The 21,110-nt window shown below is 25.5% G+C and carries 21 protein-coding genes, 1 tRNA gene and 1 pseudogene; 16 read left to right on the top strand and 7 right to left on the bottom strand.

What is annotated here, in order from left to right; all coding sequences use genetic code 11:
* Positions 1–26 precede the first annotated feature (26 nt).
* The 3 genes from ACH5BK_RS03420 to ACH5BK_RS03410 all read left to right on the top strand — a co-directional run bounded on the left by ACH5BK_RS03420 (position 27) and on the right by ACH5BK_RS03410 (position 2,142).
* Positions 27–494, top strand: a complete 468-nt coding sequence (locus tag ACH5BK_RS03420) for an HAD family hydrolase (RefSeq protein WP_404304434.1) — start codon at positions 27–29, stop codon at positions 492–494.
* Between the two features lie 102 nt (positions 495–596).
* Positions 597–1,484 (top strand): alpha/beta fold hydrolase, encoded by an 888-nt coding sequence (locus tag ACH5BK_RS03415; RefSeq protein ID WP_404304432.1) that lies wholly within the window; start codon positions 597–599, stop codon positions 1,482–1,484.
* Positions 1,485–1,575: 91 nt separating this feature from the next.
* Entirely contained in the window at positions 1,576–2,142 is a 567-nt protein-coding gene (locus tag ACH5BK_RS03410; RefSeq protein ID WP_404304430.1) for a pentapeptide repeat-containing protein, read from the top strand.
* A 7-nt stretch (positions 2,143–2,149) separates the two neighbouring features.
* Here ACH5BK_RS03410 and ACH5BK_RS03405 read toward each other — a convergent pair whose 3' ends face one another.
* Positions 2,150–2,998: a YitT family protein gene (locus ACH5BK_RS03405; RefSeq protein ID WP_404304428.1), complete on the bottom strand. Its 849-nt coding sequence runs from the start codon at positions 2,996–2,998 to the stop codon at positions 2,150–2,152.
* A 162-nt stretch (positions 2,999–3,160) separates the two neighbouring features.
* Here ACH5BK_RS03405 and ACH5BK_RS03400 point away from each other — a divergent pair, with 162 nt between their 5' ends.
* The 6 genes from ACH5BK_RS03400 to ACH5BK_RS03375 all read left to right on the top strand — a co-directional run bounded on the left by ACH5BK_RS03400 (position 3,161) and on the right by ACH5BK_RS03375 (position 7,533).
* Entirely contained in the window at positions 3,161–3,904 is a 744-nt protein-coding gene (locus tag ACH5BK_RS03400) for an SDR family NAD(P)-dependent oxidoreductase (protein ID WP_404304426.1), read from the top strand.
* An 81-nt stretch (positions 3,905–3,985) separates the two neighbouring features.
* Positions 3,986–4,678 (top strand): alpha/beta fold hydrolase, encoded by a 693-nt coding sequence (locus ACH5BK_RS03395; protein ID WP_404304424.1) that lies wholly within the window; start codon positions 3,986–3,988, stop codon positions 4,676–4,678.
* A 65-nt stretch (positions 4,679–4,743) separates the two neighbouring features.
* Entirely contained in the window at positions 4,744–5,979 is a 1,236-nt protein-coding gene (locus ACH5BK_RS03390) for a DEAD/DEAH box helicase (protein ID WP_404304422.1), read from the top strand.
* 14 nt (positions 5,980–5,993) lie between these two features.
* Positions 5,994–6,671, top strand: coding sequence for a PQQ-dependent sugar dehydrogenase (locus ACH5BK_RS03385; protein WP_404304420.1), 678 nt, complete (start codon positions 5,994–5,996; stop codon positions 6,669–6,671).
* Complete coding sequence (locus ACH5BK_RS03380) at positions 6,668–7,087, top strand: PQQ-dependent sugar dehydrogenase (protein WP_404304668.1); 420 nt, start codon at positions 6,668–6,670, stop codon at positions 7,085–7,087. Before ACH5BK_RS03385 ends, ACH5BK_RS03380 begins: the two co-directional genes overlap by 4 nt.
* An 11-nt stretch (positions 7,088–7,098) precedes the next feature.
* Entirely contained in the window at positions 7,099–7,533 is a 435-nt protein-coding gene (locus ACH5BK_RS03375) for a DUF2214 family protein (RefSeq protein ID WP_404304418.1), read from the top strand.
* 24 nt (positions 7,534–7,557) lie between these two features.
* On the opposite strand, the pseudogene ACH5BK_RS03370 reads toward ACH5BK_RS03375, so the two are convergent.
* A pseudogene (locus ACH5BK_RS03370) lies at positions 7,558–7,860 on the bottom strand (peptidylprolyl isomerase); the annotation flags it as partial.
* A 98-nt stretch (positions 7,861–7,958) separates the two neighbouring features.
* Here ACH5BK_RS03370 and ACH5BK_RS03365 point away from each other — a divergent pair.
* Together ACH5BK_RS03365 and ACH5BK_RS03360 are read left to right on the top strand one after the other, a co-directional pair.
* Positions 7,959–8,035: transfer RNA gene (locus ACH5BK_RS03365), tRNA-Met, on the top strand.
* Between the two features lie 342 nt (positions 8,036–8,377).
* Positions 8,378–9,901 carry a sensor histidine kinase gene (locus tag ACH5BK_RS03360; RefSeq protein ID WP_404304416.1) on the top strand — a complete coding sequence of 508 codons (1,524 nt, stop codon included), beginning with the start codon at positions 8,378–8,380 and terminating at the stop codon, positions 9,899–9,901.
* Here ACH5BK_RS03360 and ACH5BK_RS03355 read toward each other — a convergent pair.
* Positions 9,898–10,956: a CNNM domain-containing protein gene (locus ACH5BK_RS03355; protein WP_404304414.1), complete on the bottom strand. Its 1,059-nt coding sequence runs from the start codon at positions 10,954–10,956 to the stop codon at positions 9,898–9,900. The two genes, ACH5BK_RS03360 and ACH5BK_RS03355, sit on opposite strands and share 4 nt — an antisense overlap.
* Before the next feature lie 113 nt (positions 10,957–11,069).
* Here ACH5BK_RS03355 and ACH5BK_RS03350 point away from each other — a divergent pair, with 113 nt between their 5' ends.
* A complete protein-coding gene (locus ACH5BK_RS03350) occupies positions 11,070–11,357 on the top strand; it encodes a hypothetical protein (protein ID WP_404304412.1) in 288 nt (95 codons plus the stop codon).
* Between the two features lie 36 nt (positions 11,358–11,393).
* On the opposite strand, the gene ACH5BK_RS03345 is transcribed toward ACH5BK_RS03350, so the two are convergent.
* The 3 genes from ACH5BK_RS03345 to ACH5BK_RS03335 form a co-directional block, all read right to left on the bottom strand.
* Positions 11,394–11,588 (bottom strand): DUF2892 domain-containing protein, encoded by a 195-nt coding sequence (locus ACH5BK_RS03345; protein WP_404304410.1) that lies wholly within the window; start codon positions 11,586–11,588, stop codon positions 11,394–11,396.
* 111 nt (positions 11,589–11,699) lie between these two features.
* Entirely contained in the window at positions 11,700–12,401 is a 702-nt protein-coding gene (gene sfsA / locus ACH5BK_RS03340) for a DNA/RNA nuclease SfsA (RefSeq protein WP_404304409.1), read from the bottom strand.
* Positions 12,402–12,482: 81 nt separating this feature from the next.
* Complete coding sequence (locus tag ACH5BK_RS03335) at positions 12,483–14,825, bottom strand: diguanylate cyclase (RefSeq protein ID WP_404304407.1); 2,343 nt, start codon at positions 14,823–14,825, stop codon at positions 12,483–12,485.
* Between the two features lie 108 nt (positions 14,826–14,933).
* On the opposite strand from ACH5BK_RS03335, the gene greA reads away from it, so the two are divergent.
* The 4 genes from greA to ACH5BK_RS03315 all read left to right on the top strand — a co-directional run bounded on the left by greA (position 14,934) and on the right by ACH5BK_RS03315 (position 18,459).
* Positions 14,934–15,449: a transcription elongation factor GreA gene (greA, locus tag ACH5BK_RS03330; RefSeq protein ID WP_404304405.1), complete on the top strand. Its 516-nt coding sequence runs from the start codon at positions 14,934–14,936 to the stop codon at positions 15,447–15,449.
* Positions 15,450–15,457: 8 nt separating this feature from the next.
* On the top strand, positions 15,458–16,366 hold the full coding sequence (locus ACH5BK_RS03325) for a class I SAM-dependent methyltransferase (protein WP_404304404.1): 909 nt from the start codon (positions 15,458–15,460) through the stop codon (positions 16,364–16,366).
* An 84-nt stretch (positions 16,367–16,450) separates the two neighbouring features.
* Positions 16,451–17,689, top strand: a complete 1,239-nt coding sequence (locus ACH5BK_RS03320) for an OFA family MFS transporter (RefSeq protein ID WP_404304402.1) — start codon at positions 16,451–16,453, stop codon at positions 17,687–17,689.
* 62 nt (positions 17,690–17,751) lie between these two features.
* On the top strand, positions 17,752–18,459 hold the full coding sequence (locus ACH5BK_RS03315) for a ZIP family metal transporter (RefSeq protein WP_404304400.1): 708 nt from the start codon (positions 17,752–17,754) through the stop codon (positions 18,457–18,459).
* A 4-nt stretch (positions 18,460–18,463) separates the two neighbouring features.
* On the opposite strand, the gene ACH5BK_RS03310 is transcribed toward ACH5BK_RS03315, so the two are convergent.
* The gene (locus ACH5BK_RS03310; RefSeq protein ID WP_404304398.1) at positions 18,464–21,019 is read right to left on the bottom strand and encodes a putative bifunctional diguanylate cyclase/phosphodiesterase; all 2,556 of its coding nucleotides are present in this window, start codon (positions 21,017–21,019) and stop codon (positions 18,464–18,466) included.
* Between the last annotated feature and the right edge of the window lie 91 nt (positions 21,020–21,110).

Raw genomic sequence — 21,110 nt, 5'->3', positions numbered from 1 at the left:
TGTATTTATAAAATAAAAGGAATAAAATGAAAATTAACATCCCTGGAAGAGAAGAACTTGAAATAAAAAATATTGTTTTTGATTACAATGGTACTATAGCAGTTGATGGTAAATTAATAGATAATATAAGTAAGTGTATAAATGAGTTTTCAAATCGTTTAAATTTTTATGTGATTACAGCAGATACTTATGGAAGTGTTGAAACACAATTAGCAAATACAAATTGTAAGATAGTAAAAATACCTAAGAATAACCAAGATATAAGTAAACTAGATTTTGTTAAGAGTTTGGATTCAAGCACAGTTTTAAGTGTAGGTAATGGAAGAAATGATAAATTAATGTTAAAAGAAACAGCTTTAGGTATTGCTATTTTACAAGATGAAGGGCTTTGTAGTGAAACTTTATTAAGTTCTGATATTTTAGTAAAATCAATTTTTGATGTTTTTGCTTATTTAAGAGATGAAAATAGATTGATAGCTACACTAAGAAACTAGAAATTTAAATAATTACTATTTTATTGCTACAATCCTTTTATATAATTATTAATAATTATATGAAAGATGAAATTAATTAAAATAAAACATAAAGATAGTCCCATGTTATTTGAAAAAAACTTTATTCTTGAAAAAATAGAAGTAAAACAAAATATTGTAATCAACTTTAGGCATAATGACAATTATGGTAAAAAACCTTTACTTTTGCTACATGGTTTTCCTCAAACTCATGTGATGTGGCATCATATAGCAAATGAACTAAATTTAAATTACCATATTATTTGTCCTGACTTAAGAGGTTATGGAGATAGTTCAAAACCTAATATGGATGATCCTACACATAGCTTATATAGTAAAAAAAGTATGAGTGAAGATATGATTTGTCTTATGAAACATTTAGGTTATGATAAATTTTATGTAGCAGGACATGATAGAGGAGCTAGAGTTTTACATAGAATGTTAAAAGATTATCCTTCTATGATAGAAAAAGCTTGTGTTTTAGATATTGTGCCTACTTATTATATGTTTAAAAAAACAGATAAAAACTTTTCAACAGGTTATTATCATTGGTATTTTTTAATCCAACCAAATGATTTACCTGAAAATATGATATGTTCAAATCCTAAATATTATTTGATGGAAAAGCTTTTTAGATGGAGTTCTAATAATTCAACTTTTGAAAAAGAAGCAGTTGATGAATATATAAGATGTTTTCAAACTTATGAAGATATACATGCAAAATGTGAGGATTATAGAGCAGCAGCTAGTATTGATTTAGAACATGATGAAAAAGACTTATCAAAAAAAATAAAAACCCCTTTACTTGTTCTATGGGGAAGTGAGGGTTTTATTGATAAAACTTATGATGTTTTAGAAGTTTGGAGTGAATTTGCTACAAATATACAAGGTAAGACTATTGATTGTGGGCATTTTATAGCAGAAGAGTCTCCTGAGAAACTAATAAAAGAGTTTAAACTTTTTTTTGATTAAATTATAAGTAACATAGCTAATTTTGAGGTTTTTTTAGATATTAATTTAATGCAAAAGTAAATATGATAAAATTCAAACTAAAAAGATTTATATGTTCAAAACAAATGATTATTGGGAAGAAGAGTTTATAAAGCTTGAAGAAAATGAGTTTAATAAAATCTATTTTGATTCTTGTACTTTTATAAAATGTAATTTTTCAAAAAGTATTATGAATGGATGTAAATTTACAGAATGTACTTTTATAAACTGCGATTTATCTCTTAGTTCTTTAAAATCATGTACTTTTAATGATGTTACATTTAAAGACTCAAAACTCATAGGGATTTCTTGGAGTTCTTGTGATGAGCCTTTTGATGTGTATTTTGATTCTTGTAATATTTCTCAAAACTCTTTTCATTTAATGGATTTAAGAAGTATTAAGTTTTATGATAGCATTATCAAAGATACAGGCTTTGAAGAGTGTAACTTAGAAAAAGCAGTATTTAATAAATGTGATTTAGAACTTACTACTTTTTATAATAATAGTCTTAAAAAGGCAAGTTTTGAAGATTCAAAAAACTATCTTATTGATCCTAAAAAAAATGATATTCAAGATGCAGTTTTTTGTCTTCCTGAGGCCTTGAGTTTTTTATCTTTACTTCCAATTAAGTTAAAGTAAGGAAGTCTTAGTGTCCTCTTCCTAACATTTCAGTTGCTTCTGTGATGATTAAAAACCCCTCTGGATCATTTTCTTGAACCATTTTTCTTAAAAGTTGAAGCTTATTAACTTCTACAACAAGTAAAATCATTTTTTTATCTTGCCCTTCATAAAGACCATCACCTTTTATTATTGTTCCCTCAGGTCCTAGTTCTTCTGTGATTATTTTTTTGAGTTTTTGAGTTTCATTTGTCACTAAATAAACTATTTTTTTGTTAAGTCTTCCTGTTAAAATTGTATCAATTATTTTAGCTGTTACATAAATACTAACAATACTATAAAGGACTCTTGAGTTATCATCAAAAATAAACAAAGAAGATAGAATTATAAGTGAATCTATTACTAAAATAACTGTTGAGGGTTTTATCTCACTTTTTGAAGCTATAATTCTTGCTACAATAGTAGAACCACCAGCACTAGAATTACCTTTTATAACTAAAGCAAGACCGATTCCTATAAATACACCACCAAAAATAGAAGCTAATGCAGAGTCAATTACAAAGGGTTTTAAGTTAATAATTTTATCAAAAAAATCAACAAAAACAGAAATGATAAAAATAGTAAATACAGTTCTAATAGCAAACATTTTTCCTAAGTATTTCCAACCAATAAGTAATAATGGAAGATTTACTGCTACTATTAATGTACCAATACTAAGAGGTGTAATATAGTGTAAAAGTAAAGACAGCCCTGCTGTTCCTCCTGTAATTATACCATTTGGTGTAAAGAAACCAACTATTCCTATTGCTAAAATTATAGATGCTAAAAGTATTGTTGAATAATTTTTTAACTCTTGATTTTTTATAAGTTTATTCATATATGTCCTCAATTTTTAATTAATATAATATAGCAATATTTTTGTAATAAATAGATTATTTATATGAAATTTTTATACAAGTTAAAGATTGTAATTATTACTTAATTTAAAATGAAATAATAAAGTTATATAATTTTTTAAAATAAATAATATGGAGCTAATATGAATTTTTCACAAAAAGTTGTTATTGTTACAGGTGCATCTACAGGTATAGGTGAAGCTACAGCTAAGAAATTGATTTCTTTTGGTGCGAAAGTTTATAACTTTGATATTGTTAAAAGTAATGAAGAAAATATAACTTTTATAAATTGTAATGTAAGTGATTATTCTCAAATAAAAAATGCAGTCGAAGAAGTAATGAAACGTGAAAATAAAATAGATTTACTTTTTGCAAATGCTGGTATTCATTTGTTTGCTAATATAGAGGAAACTTCTATAGAAGAGTTTGAAAAAGTTCTTGATGTAAATATCAAAGGTGTTTATTATATTTTGAAAGAAGTAATACCTGTGATGAAAGAGCAAAATGAAGGTAAGATTTTGCTTATGGGTTCTGATCAGTCCTTTGTAGGAAAAGGAAAAAGCTCCGTATATGGACTTACAAAAGGTGCTATTGCTCAACTTACTAAAAGTACAGCAATAGACTATGCACCTTATAATATAAAAGTAAATTGTATATGTCCAGGAACTATTGATACTCCACTTTTAGATAAAGCTGTTGATAGATTTAAATCTCTAACAGGTATGCAAAGTGATGAGGTTATGAAACTTTTAGAAGAAGCGCAACCAATTCAAAGAATAGCAAAACCAGAAGAAATAGCAAATATGGCTTGTTATTTATTATCAGATGAAAATAGTTTTATGACAGGTTCACTAGTTCCTGTTGATGGTGGATATACTTGTCAATAATATTTTGAATTTTTGATGTTAAAATTATTTTAATAATATTTTTGATACAACATTATAAATATTATAAAGTATAGGATTGACATGAAAGAAAAAATTTATATGATACCTGGTCTTATGACTGATGAGAGATTATGGAGTAGAATAAAACCTTTACTAGAAGAAAAATATGAAATAGTGCATACTCCTATTCCTCATAGTGAAGACTTTGATGAGATTATTGATATTTTGTTCGAACAATTTAAAGAAGAAAAAGTAAATCTTTTAGGATTTTCTCTTGGAGGATATATCGCTTCATATTTTGCTATTACATATCCAAATAGAGTAAATAAACTTTTCACAGTAGCAGCAACTCCTGGGGCTTCAACAGAAGCAGAAATTGAGCGAAGAAAAGAAAAGTTTATAGTAATAGAAAAAGAAGGCTTTCAAGGTCTAACTTATGAAAAAGCAAAATCTTTAGTAGAAAAACAAGAAGATGAAGAGCTTATTAAAATAATTCAAGATATGTTTTTAGATTTAGGTAAAGAAACATTTGTATCTCAGCTTACTTCAACTTTTTATAGAAAAGATTTATTTGAGGATTTAACTCATTTAGATATGCCTATTTGGTTTTTCTATAGTAAAGATGATAGATTATTAAATCAAAACTCTATTCATAGACTAGATACAGTAGAGCATAAAATGAAAGTTATCTGTAGAGAAGGAACTAGTCATAATATTCCTTTAGAAGTTCCAGAAGATTTATGTGAACTGATTGAAAAATGGATGAAAAAATAGATAAAAGAGTATATTAAAGGAAAAAAACTCTAAAATGCCATATAGATTTAAAAGGATAATCATATATGGCATTTTCTCAATTTAACTTATCTTCTTTCTTTGATAAAGCTTTAGAAGATAGTAACTACAAAGAACCCACACAAATACAAAAAGAAGTAATACCTTTAGTTTTAGAAGGTCATGATGTTTTGGCAAAAGCACAAACAGGTACAGGTAAAACAGCTAGTTTTACTCTGCCTATTTTAAATGATTGGGTAAATAATCCTTATGAGGGAAAAGCAAAACTAAAAGTACTAGTTTTAGCTCCTACAAGAGAGTTAGCTTTGCAGGTTTCAAACAATTTTGAAACTTTGAGTAAATACTTCAATAAATCACCTAAAATTGTAACTATTATAGGTGGAGAGGGTATATCTCAACAGCTTTTAGATGTACAAAAAGGTTGTGATATAGTAGTCGCAACTGCTGGAAGATTGCTTGATATTTTTAGAAAAAATCAAATAAATTTTGAAAAAGTAGAAAAGTTTGTAATAGATGAAGCAGATAAAATGCTTGATTTAGGTTTTAGTGAAGAGTTAGAGCAACTTTTAAAAGAACTTCCAAAAAGTAGACAGAATCTGCTTTTTTCAGCTACATACTCAAAAAAGATATTACAAATAGCTTCAAAAATTAGCTCAAATTATAAAGAGGTAATTTTAGAAGAAAATGAAACAGTTGATTTGATTAATCAAAGAGCTATTAAAGTAAATCAAGAAAATAGATCAGCTCTTTTAAGAGAGTTGATTAAAACAAATAAATATAAAAAAGTTTTAGTATTTATGGCAAACAACAGAGCAGCTGATAATATCGCAAATAAGTTTAGAAAATATGGTTTTAATACTGAGTCTTTTCATGGACATTTAGACCAAGAAGAGAGAAACTATACTTTGGAAGATTTTAAAGCTAAAAAAATAAATATTCTTTTCTCATCTGATATTGCTTCAAGAGGTTTACATATTGATGATATTGATTGTGTTGTAAATTACGATTTACCAAGATCCCCTGCTGATTATGTTCATAGAATAGGAAGAACTGCAAGAGCTGGTAAAAGTGGTGTGGCTATTTCTTTTGTGACTTTGGATAATTATGAACATTTTAAGTTAATTCAAAAGCGTTCAAAAATAGCTTTAGAACTTGAAACTATAAAAGGTTTTGAGTTAGTAGGAGAGTTTATAAAGCCAAAAGGAAAAGCACCTGTAAAAGGTAAAAGAAAGAGTAAAAAAGATAAATTAAGAGAACAAGAAGCTAAAACAAATAGTAACTAAATAAAGGAGTTATTATGAAGATTTTATTTAAATCTTTAGTTCTTTTACTATTTTTTAATTTAAGTTTATTTGCTAAAATAAATTACAAAACAGAGCTGATAGTATCTAATTTAGGTGTTATTTGGGGTATGGATTTTTTAGATGAAAATAGACTTATTTTAACTCAAAAAGATGGAAAGGTTTTTGTTTTAAATTTAAAAACAAAAGCTTTACAAAAGATAAAAAATATCCCAAAAGTATATTATCAAGGGCAGGGTGGTTTACTTGATATAAAGGTTTCACCTAATTATAAGAGTGATTCTTGGATATATTTTACCTACTCAAAAAATATTAATAATCAAGGCTTAACTACTCTATCAAGAGCAAAACTAAAAAATAATAGTTTTATAAATCAGCAGGATTTACTTATTACAAAATCAAATACTTCAACTTCAAGACATTTTGGAAGTAGAATAGCTTTTGATAATAAGGGGCATTTATTTTTTAGTGTAGGAGATAGAGGAGTTAGAAAAACTGCTCAAAACCTTTTGAATCATTCAGGAACAATAATAAGACTTAATTTAGATGGTTCAATTCCTAAAGATAATCCCTTTATTAATAATAAAAATGCTTTAGATGAAATATACTCTTATGGTCACAGAAACCCACAAGGAATGTTTTTTGATAAAGAAAAAACCTTTTATTCTCAATAGAACATGGGCCAAGAGGTGGAGATGAGGTAAATCTTATACAAAAAGGTGCTAACTATGGTTGGCCTATAATTTCTTATGGAAAAGAGTATTGGGCACCATTAGCTGTGGGAGAGGGGACACATAAAAAAGGTATGCTTCAAGCTATAAAATATTATGTGCCTTCAATTGCTCCAAGTTCACTTATTATGTATAAGGGTAGTGTTTATAAAGAGTTAAAGGGAAAACTTTTAGTTGGGGCTTTAAAACTAACTCATATAAATATTTTAAGTTTAGATGATAAAAATAATGTTATAAAAGAGATGAGAATACTTGAACACTTAAAACAAAGAGTAAGAAACATAGTTGAGTCGCCAAATGGTTTAATCTATTTTTCTACAGATAGTGGTAAAATACTTCTTTTAAAACCAAAATATTAAAAGGATTTTTATTGGAAGATTTAATTGTTAGATATTTTCATTTTATTGGAATTATATTTTTAAGTGGTACTTTAACTTATCAACATTTACTTTTAAGAGGTGATGTTACAAATGCAAACTTTAAAAATGCCTGTAGAACAGATATTTTTTATGGTTTAAGTGCTTTGGTTGTATTAATCACTGGACTTTTATTATGGTTAGGAGTTGGTAAAGAAGCAAGTTTCTATAGTTCAAATCCACTTTTTCATGTAAAGCTTACAATGTTTATTCTTATGGCTTTATTTTCAATAGTACCTACACTATATTATCTTAAAAATAAAAATACAACAGATGAAATAGTAGTAATTCCTAAAAAAATAATTATGTTTCAAAGAGTACAATTATTATTTTTAATTTTAATACCTATTTTAGCTGTTTTAGTAGCAGCTGGAAATGGATATAACTAAAAGAAGGGAATGTTTCCCCTTTTTTTAATATTTAGCTAAAACTTCTATTAAGTGAAACCCAAATTGAGTTTTGATAGGGCCTTGGATTCTATTTATTTGTGTATCTTTTGTAAAAATCACATTATCAAATTCTTTTACCATTTCACCTTTTGAAAATGTTCCTAGGTTTCCACCTCTTTTTCCTGATGGACATTTTGAAAACTTTTTTGCTGCTTTTTCAAATGTGATATCTTTTGCTATTATTTCTTTTTTTAATTTTTTTGCTAGTTTTTCACTATTTAATAGTATGTGTCTTGCACTTGCTTTTGACAATTTCAATCCTTTTTTTACGAATTTGGAATAATATCACAAATTAGTTGATAAAATAGTCTTTCTTGATATTCCTTTAAGTTTAAACAGCTACAATCCCATCACGCAAAACAAGACGCGGGATAGAGCAGCTAGGTAGCTCGTCGGGCTCATAACCCGAAGGTCACAGGTTCAAATCCTGTTCCCGCAACCAAAAAAAACAAAATAATTAAAAAATTACTATCAAAGTTTAAAAATAATGTTATAATATTTCCAAACTATAATTTAAGGAAGTATTATTAAAACTAATATTCAGTCTTTAAAAGCTAACTATCTAATATCTTTTATAATTTTATCCACAATAAGTTTTTCAATTATTAGTTATAAAGAATCAAGTAATAACAAAAGATATTTATATGATATTACTTCCTTATATTCTAAAGCATATAATAATATATATAATCAAAAAATTCAGTTATCACAGGTAGTTTACACAGGTATTTTACAAATTACTGATATTAAAAATAAAATACGAAATTTTAATAATAGATCAGTTTTGAAACAAGAAGAAATTAAAAAAGAAATTTTTGAAAAAACTTTTCTTAGATTAAAGTATCTAAAAGATAAACATATAAAAAATATAAAATTCTACTCTTCAAAAAATAATTTTTTTCTTAATGTATCTGATAGAAATTCTAATATTTCAAATTTTAATGAAAAACCTGAATTATATAAAGAGGTAAGAAAAAGAAGAACAATGCTTCATTCTTATACTTTTTCTGCTAATACAATAGGTTTTAGTTTTGTTTATCCTATATTTGATAAAAAAGAGTATATTGGTCTAATAGATATCACTTTTTCTGAACAATTTATAAGTTCTTCAATGATGAAAAATCATGATGTTTTATGTAATGTAATTATAAATAATAAAGTATTACCTATAAATTTCTTGAAAAATAATCAAGAATATACAAAATCACATCAAAAGGGTTTTGTTCATAATAAAAATATTTTAAATGAAATTCAAAGAATAGCTAAAAAGTCTATTTCAGAGATTAAACCTTCTTTAAATACTTCAATATTAATATATAAACAAGCAAATGATAAAAACGTTAAATCAATGTTTTTAAATAGGGATGATGTGATAATTACTACAATTCCTATTTTTGATGCAATAACAAATAAACAATTAGCTTTTGTGGCAGTAATAAGTCAAGGGCATGAGCTTAATGTCTTAAATAAAAACTATATGTTAATAAAAACTTTATCTATTATATTAATAGGACTAGCTTTTTTTATAATATATCAGCAAAAGCAAAAAAGAATTTTAGAGAAAGCAAACTTTGAAAAAATAGTACAAAAAGACAAACAATTATTAGAACAGTCAAAAATGGCTCAAATGGGTGAGATGTTAGGAAATATTGCTCATCAATGGAGACAGCCTTTAAGTACAATATCTACAGTTGCTAGTGGTATTAAGTTAAATAGTGAATTAAATATGCTCAAAGAAGAAGATATTTCAAAAGGAATGACAACTATTGTTTCAAGTACAAAATATTTATCTCAAACAATCGATACTTTTAGAGATTTTATTAAGGAGAAAAAAGAAAAAAAAGAGGAAGTTCTTCAAACTAGAATAGATGAGAGTATAATGATTGTAGCTGCAAGTTTAAAAAATAATCACATAGAACTTATAAATAATATTGATTATAGTTCAGATATTAAGATATTTATTCTAGGACAAGAATTAACACAAGTATTAATTAATATATTAAATAATGCAAAAGATGCAATAGTTCAAAGAGAAATTAAAACAAAGAGATATGTAAAAATAGAATTATTAGAAACAATAAAGACTATAGAAATAATTATAGAAGATAATGCAGGAGGAATTTCAGAAGAGAATCTTCCAAAGGTTTTTGATCCTTATTTTACTACAAAACATAAATCTAAAGGTACAGGTTTAGGACTTTATATGTGTAAAAATATAGTAGAAAAACATTTTGAGGGAGAACTAATAGCAATGAATGGTAAGGAAGGTGCTATTTTTAAGATTGTTTTACCAAAGAAGAGTTGTTAACCCTTCTTTTTTAAGATGTTGTTTCTTACAAGTTTCATTCTAGTTTTTGCAACTTGTCTCATATCAATATTTTTATCATGTTCATCAACAATTTCAATTCCCAACAGAGTTTCAATAGCATCTTCTAATGTAACTAAACCTTCTGTTTGTCCATAATTATCTACAACTAAAAATAGTTGTTCTTTTCTTGATAGAAATAAATCTAAAAGTTTAGAAATTGGAATATTTTCATTTACTTTGAAGATTGGTTTGATGATTTTACTTTTATCTTTCATATTGTTTTCAACATACTCATGAAAATACTCTTTTGAAAAAATCATTCCTACTATATTATCAATGTTTGAAGAATAAATAGGAATTCTTGAATACTCTTTTAATTTTGTAAAGTCAAGATTTTTTTGATCCTTTTGAAAACTATTTATAACTTCATATTCATCAAAAGCAACCATAACACTTCTTGGAGTATGAATATCTTTAACTTTTACATCTTCTAAATTTAATAAGTTTTCAATAATATCACTATCTTTATCTTTAATTATTCCATGTTCTTGTGCAATATTTGCAGCTGCGTTTATTTCTTCTTTTGTAATTTTACTTATTTTCTCTTTTGGTGTTAAAAAATTAGTCATTTTATTCATAATAATTAAAAGAGGATAAGTTAGAATTACTAATATTTTTATAATTCTACTACAAATACCACTTAAAGAACTCCAATAATAAGCACCTAAGGTTTTAGGAATAATTTCTGAAAATACTAAAATAAGTAAGGTTAAAATAGCTGATATATAAAACATATACTCTTCACCAAATAGTTTTACTGCCTCAGCTCCTACTCCTGCTGCTCCTAAAGTGTGTGCGAATGTATTTAGAGTTAAGATAGCAGCAATTGATAAGTCAATATTTTCTTTTTGATGTTGCATTAATTTACCAAGAGATGAATTTTTGCTTTTAATAATCTCAATATGTGCTTGGGTAATCGATAATAGAACTGCTTCAAGAATTGAACATATAAAAGATATTCCTACTGCTATTAGGAAGTAAATCAACATTAACATTTTATAGTTAGCCTTTAATTTAAAATTTTCATAATTCTATCATTTTTTAAGTATATTTTGATAAAAAAAATATAAAAAATGATACAATAATCAAATTTTTAAAAAGGTTATAGATGAAGGATCAAGAAGTAAAAAAAGAGTTTGCTAAAGTTATTAGAAATGCAAAAATAACAGCAGCACTATTTTTTATATTATTTACTCCTAGTCTTATTTTAACGGTAAAAGAGAAGACTGAAATGTTTGGTATACCAAAGGATACTTGGTTAAATGCTTCTATTGCTGGATTTGTGATTTATTTAGCTTTTGTATTTTTCCTTTGGAAGTGCCCTAAGTGTGGGAAATATCCTGGACGAGGTTGGTTTAGGAAAAACTGTCAAAACTGTGGAGTTGAATTGAATTAAAGGTTAGCTTTTGCTAACCTTTTTTTATGTATGTACTTAATTTAAATTTTTTGGTGTACACTTTTTAGTAAACATACATAAAGGACAGAAGTCTGCTAGTCCTGCAATTAATGGAATAACACCTAAATAAAACCATGCAATACCTGTAAAAAAACCTACTGCAATAAGAATTAATCCTATAATTATTCTAAATGGTCTACAAAAAGCTCTAATTTTATCAAATATATTCATTATAAATCCTTTTTATTTTTATATTATAATTATAACTTATTTAACTTATGTTTATTTTAATAAGAATTAATTATAATTATATTTAAAATAAGAATTTTTTATATTATACTTTTATAGGGTTTTGAAGTCCACTTTTTTTTCTACATAAATTTCATTTAGATTTATATTTGATTGATAAACTAATATTTCAACTCCTTTTTGTCTAGCAATTTCAAAAGCTTCAAAATATTTTGGATCAATTTGTTTGGCGATTTCAAAACCTAAGTTATCAGTTCTTTGTATTATATAAAGCATAACAGCTCTATGTCCTTGATTTACCATTTCAATTAACTCATTTAAGTGTTTTGTTCCTCTTGTTGTTACAGCATCAGGGAAGGCCAATGTGTTATCTATTCTTAAACTAACACTTTTAATTTCAACATAACATTTTTTTTCATCATTTTCATTTTCTAAAAGAATATCAATTCTACTATTTTGACCATATTTTTGTTCAGGTTTTAAAAATTCATACCCTTTAAGCTCTTTTATTACATCATTTTTAATAGCTTCAATTGCTATTTTATTGGCTACTCCTGTATTTGTGCATATAAGGTTTTCATTGATTTTTGTTAATTCTAATGTATATTTGAGTTTTCTTTTTGGATTATCATGATAAGTTACCCAAACTGCACAGTTTTCTTCTATACATGAAGTCATTGCACCACTATTAGGTACATGTGCAGTTATTTCTTCACCTGTTTCTAAAATAATATCAGCTAAAAATCTTTTATATCTTTTTTTTAATTTACCTTTATATAACTTTTCAAATTTCATTATTTACCTTTAAATTTAGTTTTCTAATAATACTAAACTTAACTTTTTTTATCTTAAAATATTCGATAAAATTAACTCAAATTAGTCTTGAAAAGTAATATTGTTTTTTCCATTGTTCTTAACTTTATATAAAGCATCATCAGCTCTTTTTACTAAAGAATCCATATCGTCTTTAATATCGTATGTGGATAAACCAATACTTACAGTAAGTTTTTGGACATCATTGAATTTATACATATTGATCTGTTTTTGTAAATATTTAGCATGTTCAATTACCCCTTGTTTATGGGTTTCGGGACAGATGATTAAAAACTCTTCTCCTCCCCATCTTCCTACTGTATCAACATTTCTTGAATATTGTTTTAAAATATTTGCTAATTCAACTAAAACTTTATCTCCTATTAAATGTCCATAATTGTCATTTATAGATTTAAAGTCATCAATATCTATAAGTATCACAGAAAAAGTTCTATTAAATCTTTTTGCTCTATTTATTTCTTTTTCTATAACTTCATCTAATTTAGTTCTATTAAAAACATTTGTTAACTTATCAACTCTTGCTAAAAATTTCAATCTTTTATTTTTTATTTTTAGTTCATTTTGTGTGAATTTTAGCTCTTTCATAATCTTTTCATTTTTATTTTTTTCTAATTTTAGCTTATAACTCCAATATAAAATTATTGTAATAATGAATAAAAAGAAAATTGTAGTTTGCCAAAATAGAGTATAATCCTTGAATTGTTCAACTTTAGTAGAAAAATATTTATTTTGAGTATTTTTTTCGAACTCTTTTGGTAAAGTATTTAATAGTTTTTGAAAAATATTTTTTAATAGTTTTTCATCATTTCTAAGGCCTATAGCCATTTCTAATTTTTCATCAAATTTTGCAGTGATTTTTAGTTCATTAATATAGTTGTTTCTAATTTCATAACTAATGTCAGCAATACTACTAATAAAACCAAATATTTCTTCTTTTGCTACTTTTTTTAAACCTTCTTCTATATTTTTAACACTTACAAATTCAATATTTTTATAATTTTCTTTAAAAGTTTCAAAAAAAGCATAATCCTCAATAATTGCTATTTTTTTATTTTTTAAATAGTTTAAGTCATCAATAAAAGGTACATTTATCTTTGTTGCTAAAACTAAAGGTACGGTAATATAATTACTCGTAAAATCTAAATATTTTTTTCTCTCTTCTGTACTCATTGCTAAAGATAGAATATCACATTTTCTTTTTTTCATAAATTCTAGTGTTTGTCTCCAAGAATTTGTAGACACAGGTTTAATTGGTATATTTAGTTTTTTTGAAAATAAATCGTAATACTCTTTTGTTAGACCTATATAGTTTTTATTTTCATCGAACTTTTCAAAAGGGAGCCAGTTTGGATCAATACATAATAATAGCTCTTTTTTTCTTTTTAAATATACTATTTCTTTTTGTGTTAGTTTTAATTTATAGTTTTTAAAAATGAAATTTTCATAATTAATTGGATGTGTAGTTTCCCCCATAAGTTTATAAAAATCATAAATTTTTTCTACTTTTTTCTGGTCAATTTTACCTAAAGTGTCAGTTTTATAATATGCAAGTTTTTTTAATTCTTTTGCTTCATAAAAAAGTGCTTCTTTTGATTTATTTTGAGTATTATATTTTTTATAAATAATATCTACAGTTTCTTCAATATTATTAAAAGCATACTTCCAGCCTTTTAAGGAAGCATTTTTGAAGTTTTTTACTAGTGTTGGATTGCTATTTACTAAGTCTTCATGAGTAAATAAAATATCTTCATAGAAGTCAAAACCATATTTTTTAGGATCAAAGATTTTACTTTCTAAATTGTATTTGTTTTTTAAAATAAAAGGTTCATTTGATATATATGCAACTATGATATCTGTATTCCCATAAATCAAATCTGATAAATTAAATGTATGTCTTTTAATAATCATATCTTTATCATTTATTTTTTTAGAAAAGAACATACTTTTTAAAACAATATCATTTTTAGCATTACCTGTAATCATAATTCTTTTATTTTTGAAATCTTCAATTTTATTAATATTTGATTTTTTTAAAGTTAATAAAATTTGTGGAGAGGATTGTAAAATTGAAGCTAACAAAACAATCTTTTTATTTTTTGCTCTGTCTAAAACTAAAGAAGATCTTCCTATTGCAAAATGAGCTTTTTTATTGATTACTTCATCTACAATTTCTTGTCCGTAAGTTTTTTCTTTGATTTTTACATTAATGTTTAAATCTTTATAAAAACCTTTTTCTTTTGCTATATAATATCCTGCAAATTGAAACTGATTTTTCCATTGTAATTGTAATATTATTTCATTATTTTTAGCGGAATTATTAGTATGACTATGAAGATTGCTTATTAATAATAAAAGTATTACCAGTTTTAAGATTGTAGGATTCATAGTATTTACCTTTTATTTATTACTCGTAAAATTAAATATATTATATTACTTATAAAACCATGAACTTAAATTATTTTAACATAAAAGTATACTATTTACAAGTTTTATATGATTTTTGAAAAAATTAAATATAATACTCAAATGAAAAAAGAATTAATTAGTTCAGTAGGATATGAAAAAATTGTACAAGAGTTTAAACATCTTTTGGAAAAAGAAAAGCCTTATTGGGTAAAGCAAAAACAAATTGCAGCCCAACATGGTGATAGAAGTGAAAATGCAGAGTATATTAGTGCAAAAGAGCAAATTAGAAATACAGATAAAAGGCTAAGATTTTTAGATAAAATTATTAATAATTCAGAAGTTATTGATATTACAACTTTAAATCATGAAAAAGTAAATTTTGGTTCATCTGTAAAGTTACTTGATTTAAATACAGATGAAATAAAAGAATTTACTATAGTAGGTACTTATGAAACAAACCCAAGTGAAAATAAAATATCTATTAAAGCTCCTTTAGGAAAAACCCTTTTTGGAAAGCATAAAAATGATGAAATTGAATTGAATATTAACTCTAAATGTTTTGAATATGAAATTTTAGATATAAAAATGGCAAATTTACTTTAAGGTAGAAAATGAATATAGATGAATTAAAACTAATAATAAAGAACAATTTAAAAGATAAAACAGATGAAGTAAAAAGAGTTTTTCATGGAAGAGGGAATTTTTATGAAGCATATAGCTTTTTAACTATTGATTCAATACATAAAGTTTTATATATAAGTTTGTTTGAAAATATTCCAGAAGGTTTAGAAGAAAACTTAAAAAAACTATTTTTAGAAGTTTATCAAGAGTATGATTTTGAACTGTTACTTTTACAAAAAAGATTTTTAAATAATACCGAGGTAGAAGTTTTAGAAGGGGAAATTGTAGATGAATATTTTGCTATTGAAAATAATTTAAAGTATTCACTTAATTTTAAAAATAAAAATTCAGGATTATTTTTCGATATGAAAAAAGGCCGTGAGTTTATAGCTTCTATTGCGAAAGAAAAAAAAGTTTTAAATTTATTTTCTTATACTTGTGCTTTTTCAGTGGTAGCTTCTAATGCTAAGGCTTCAAAAGTAGTTAATGTAGATATGTCTAAAGGTGCTTTAACGCAAGGAAGAAAAAATCATCATATAAATAATTTAAGTACAAAAAATATTGAATTTATGCCTTATAATATTTTAAAATCTTGGAGTAGGATAAAAAAACAAGGCCCTTATGATATTATCATAATCGATCCACCAAGTTTTCAAAAAGGAAGTTTTGCAGCAACAAAAGATTATGAAAAAATTATAAAAAAACTTGATGAATTAGCAAATGATGAATGTATAGTTTTAGCTTGTTTAAATGCTCCAGAACTTACTGTTCAATTTTTAAAAGATATTTTTTCAAAAAATGCACCTAATTTTCAATATGTTAAAAGATTGAGTAACTTAGAGACTTTCCCTTGTAGTGATGAAGAAAGAAGTTTAAAGAATTTAGTTTTTAAAAAGTAATTTCATTTTGTAAACTTTTTAATTAATATACTCTTATACAATCTTTTTATAAAATTCACTTACATTTTATAAGAAAGAAGAGTTATGGTTGAAAAAAATCGTTGGCTTATGGCACTTAGTGCTGTAGGTGTACATATTTGTATTGGTTCTGTATATGCTTGGAGTGTGTATGTAAATCCAATTCAAACGCAAATGTCTTGGACATTAACTGATGTTACAATTGCATTTAGTATTGCAATTTTCTTTTTAGGATTATCAGCGGCACTTATGGGGAAGTTTGTTGAAAAAAATGGTCCTAGGGTTTCTGCAATTATTGCAGCATCACTTTTTGGTTTAGGAACAGCTGGTTCAGGTTTAGCTATTTTGATGGAATCAAAAATGCTTTTATACTTTTTTTATGGAGTTTTAGGTGGATGTGGATTAGGAATAGGGTATATCTCACCTGTATCAACTTTAGTGAAATGGTTTCCAGATAAAAGAGGAATGGCTACAGGCTTAGCAATAATGGGCTTTGGTTTTGCTTCTGCTATTTGGGGCCCAACTATAAAGATTTTGATTGAAAAAGTAGGTATAGCTGGAACATTTTTTATTTTGGGAGCTATTTACTTTGTTGTTATGTTTGTATCAGCACTTTATTTAGAAAAGCCCGAAGATAATTATCTTCCTAAAAAGTTTAAGAAAAAGCTAAAAGAAGGTAAAAAGAAATTAAAAGAAGATTTAGCTTCTTTATCTTTAAATGAAGCTATTAAAACACCTAGATTTTATGGTTTATGGCTTATGTTATTTATAAATGTAACTTGTGGAATTGCTTTAATTGGTGTTGCTTCACCTCTACTTCAAGAAGTGATTGGAGTATCAGCAATTGCAGCAGCAGCTGCTGTTGGACTTATGGGTATTTTTAATGGGGCTGGAAGAATTGTATGGGCTTCTTTATCTGATTATTTAACAAGACCTGTTGTTTATATAATTTTCTTTTTAACTCAAGCAATTGCATTTTATGTACTACCTTCAATTAGTGAAATTATTATTTTCCAAGTAGTGATTTATTTTATAATGAGCTGTTATGGTGGTGGTTTTGCTTCAATTCCTGCATATATTGGAGATATTTTTGGAACAAAAGAGTTGGGTGCTATTCATGGGTATATATTAACTGCCTGGGCAGCAGCAGGTTTAGTAGGCCCTTTAATTATTTCACTTGTTAAAGACTCTACTGGTTCATATTCTCAAACACTTTATGTTTTTGCTGGCTTCTTTGTAGTTGCATTTATTATTTCAATATTAATGTTAATTAATATTAAATCAATTCAAAAAAAGAAAAATTAATTTATTATTTCTTTTAAACAGACCCTATGATATAATCGAAAAATTATATTTTAGGGTAGGTTATGCTTTTTGAAGTTATCTTTTTTTCATTTATTGCTGGAATCACTGTTTTTTTAGGAGGTTTAAGTTCTTTTTATTTTGAAAGAACTATAGAAAATAGGGCATTAAAAAGAAAAGTAGTACATTTTTTAACAGCTTTTGTTACTGGAATAATGTTATCAGCAGTCTCTTTTGTATTAATTCCCAAAGGAATGGAGAATTTAAATATTATTTCAAGTGTTATTCTTTTTTTAATTGGAGCTTTTATTTTTTATTATCTTGATACTTTTATTAAAAAAAATAGTGCTAATATTTCTCAAATTTTAGCAATGCTTTTAGATTTTATTCCCGAATCAATTGCTTTAGGTGCTCTTTTTGTTTATGATCATAATATTGGGATATTATTAGCAGTTTTTATCTCTTTTCAAAATTTCCCTGAAGCCTTCAACTCTTATATGGAGTTAAGAAATTCTCATTTTTCAAAATATAAATCTTTGATAATTCTTTTCTGTCTAAGTTTTATAGGAGTTATTTTTTCTTTATTAGGTTTTTATTTTTTAAAAGATACTTCTGAAATAACATCAGGTTTAATGATTTTTGCAGCTGGTGGAATATTGTATTTAATTTTTCAAGATATAGCTCCCTCAATTAGAGTGAAGAATAGTCGTTTTTTAGCTATGGGAGTAAATCTTGGGTTTATCGTAGGTATGTTAAGTGAAGCACTAGTTTAGTGCTTCATTTTTCTTGAAAGTTTAGTGAAGGTCTTCCTGTATGATAACCTTGACAATAATCAATATTTAATAAATCTAAGGTTTTTACAATATCTTCATTTTCTACATATTCAGCAATAGTTTTTACTTTTAACTCTTGTGCTAAAGTAGATATACTATTTACAAAAGCTTTATCTTTATTATCTTTATTTATATTTATAATAAAATCTCCATCTATTTTTAAATAGTCAATAGGAAATTTTTTAATATAATGAAATGATGAAAAACCAGAACCAAAATCATCAATAGCAAATTTATAACCTTCTGCTTTAAGGTTTTTTACAAATCTTTCAAGAAGAGAAAAGTTTTTTACTGTTTCTCTTTCTGTTATTTCAAAAACAATTAAGTCTTTGTTAATTTCATATTCATTTACAAGATTGTTTATTTTATCAATAAAGTCTCCAACAATAAGTGATTTAGGAGATAGATTTATAAAAAGTAAGCCTTTATAGTTTGTTTTATTTATTTGTTCAAAAGCTTTTTCAATTACAATTAAATCCATTTTATTTATTAATCCTCTAGCTTCTGCTATCTCTATAAATTCAAATGCAGAAATAATTTTATCTTTATGTTTAATTCTCATAAGTAACTCATGAATTATCAAATCATCTTTATTTGATGGACTTGGTTTAATTGGTTGAAAATAAGGGTAAATTTCATTATTTTCAATAGCATTTATAAGTAATGAAGATTTTTCTTGGTTTTGTTTTAAAACATAAGTAATATCCTCTTGTGTAGGAAGTTTAACAAGGTTCTTACCTTCTTCTTTTGCTTGATACATCATGTGATCAGCTATAATAAACATTTCTGATTGAGATGTTGTATGAGTAGGGTAAACACAAATACCAATAGAAATAGTTAAACTAATTTTATTTCCATTTGGGGCTTCTAGTTTTGTATTGTTAATCTCTTTTGAAATTCTACTAGCAACTATATGTGCTCCATTACTATCACATTCAGGAAGAATAATTGTAAATTCATCTCCTCCATATCTAGCTACGATATCTTCATCTCTTTTATGAGTTTCTAGTATATCTGCTATTGCTTGTAAAAATTTATCACCAAAGCTATGTCCATAATTGTCATTTATATGTTTGAAGTTATCACAGTCGATTATCATTAATGCAAAAGAGTATTCATGTCTATTTGCTCTTTTAACTTCATAAGTCATCATATCATTAAAGACTCTTTGATTAAATAAATCAGTAAGTGGATCTCTTGCAGCATAGTATTCTAAGTCTTGTGTATATTTATGAATAGCTTTTACAGAGCCTACTAAGTTTGCCATGGTTGTTAAAATTGAATCAACGACTATATATCTTACTGGATCAGTAGCTAAAACAGATTGTAGACCAATTCCTACTATTCCACCAATTCTTGGACTTTCTAAAAAAAGCGACTTTGATCTATATTCAATATCTTCTTTTTCTAAATTTACTAATTTCTCATGTCTATTTGCAACTAAGTGTTTGATCTTAAAATCACTCATTCCTCTAAAATACTCAGAGTTTTTAAGCATATTTTCTACATACTCTTCAAAAACTATTTTTACATCTTCTTGGGGAATTGCTAGCCAAAAGATATCAACTTCAAATTGATCATCTCCTACTCTAAACATTGTCATTAAAGTGTAAGTTTCCATAATTTTATTTATTTCTAAAAGTAAGTCACTTATATATTCTCTCCAATCTTTTACAACATCAGAGGTAATAATAAACTTATCAAGAAGTTTTATTTCAAATTCTAAAAGTTCTTTGTCTACAGCTACATTTTTTAATTTTTCTGCCATATCATCTACATTTATAATAATGTCATTAAATTCTTTGAAATAAAGGTCAATATTCTTTGAATCAAATTTTTTGAAATCATCAATAGAGTTTATGCTTTCTACTTTTTGTCTAAATAAAGATAAACTTTTAGTTATTTTCTTTGTTGTATATCTTGAAGAAACAAATGCAGAGATATAAAAAATTGGAATTATAATTAAGAAAAATATAATATATTGAAACTTTGATTCATTAAAAATTGTGTTTAAATCTTGGTTTACTTCAACTATACCTAGGGTATCTCCTTCTTTTACATTAGTATGACATTTCATACATTCCTGATTTGCTTTTAGTGGCATAATATTTCGAACAATATTATTTTCAAAAGATTTTATTTCAGAGTGTTTTCCTAATAATACATTTTTTAGAGTTTCATCTTTTGGATTTTCTTTTATTTTTCCAAATAATTCTTCAACACTTTTTGATCTATAAATATTAATATCATAATTACTATTTTTAAAATTTTCTTCCAATGATTTTGTAAAAAGATTTAAATCTTCTCTACTCCAACCTTTTCTCATAATTTGGTACATTGAAGAAAAAACTTGATTTGATATGGTATCAGAATGTTTTAAAGCTTCTTTTTTTGTAAGAGTAGTGTGTAAATAAGTACTAAAAATAAAACATAATATGAAGATAATTGAAACTAAAATTATTTTATTTGAAAAAATATAGTTTTTGAAAGTTTTTTGCATGAAAAGCCTTCTTTCATAGAGTTTTATTATTATATCTTATAAATATTTAAAAGATTATTTTAAAATATTATAATAACTCTATAAAATAAGC

It is taken from the genome of Arcobacter sp. YIC-80 (genome assembly GCF_044841725.1).
GTDB lineage: Bacteria > Campylobacterota > Campylobacteria > Campylobacterales > Arcobacteraceae > Arcobacter_B.
Note: the sequence above shows the minus strand (reverse complement) of the source record. Positions and strands in the feature narration are given on the sequence as shown.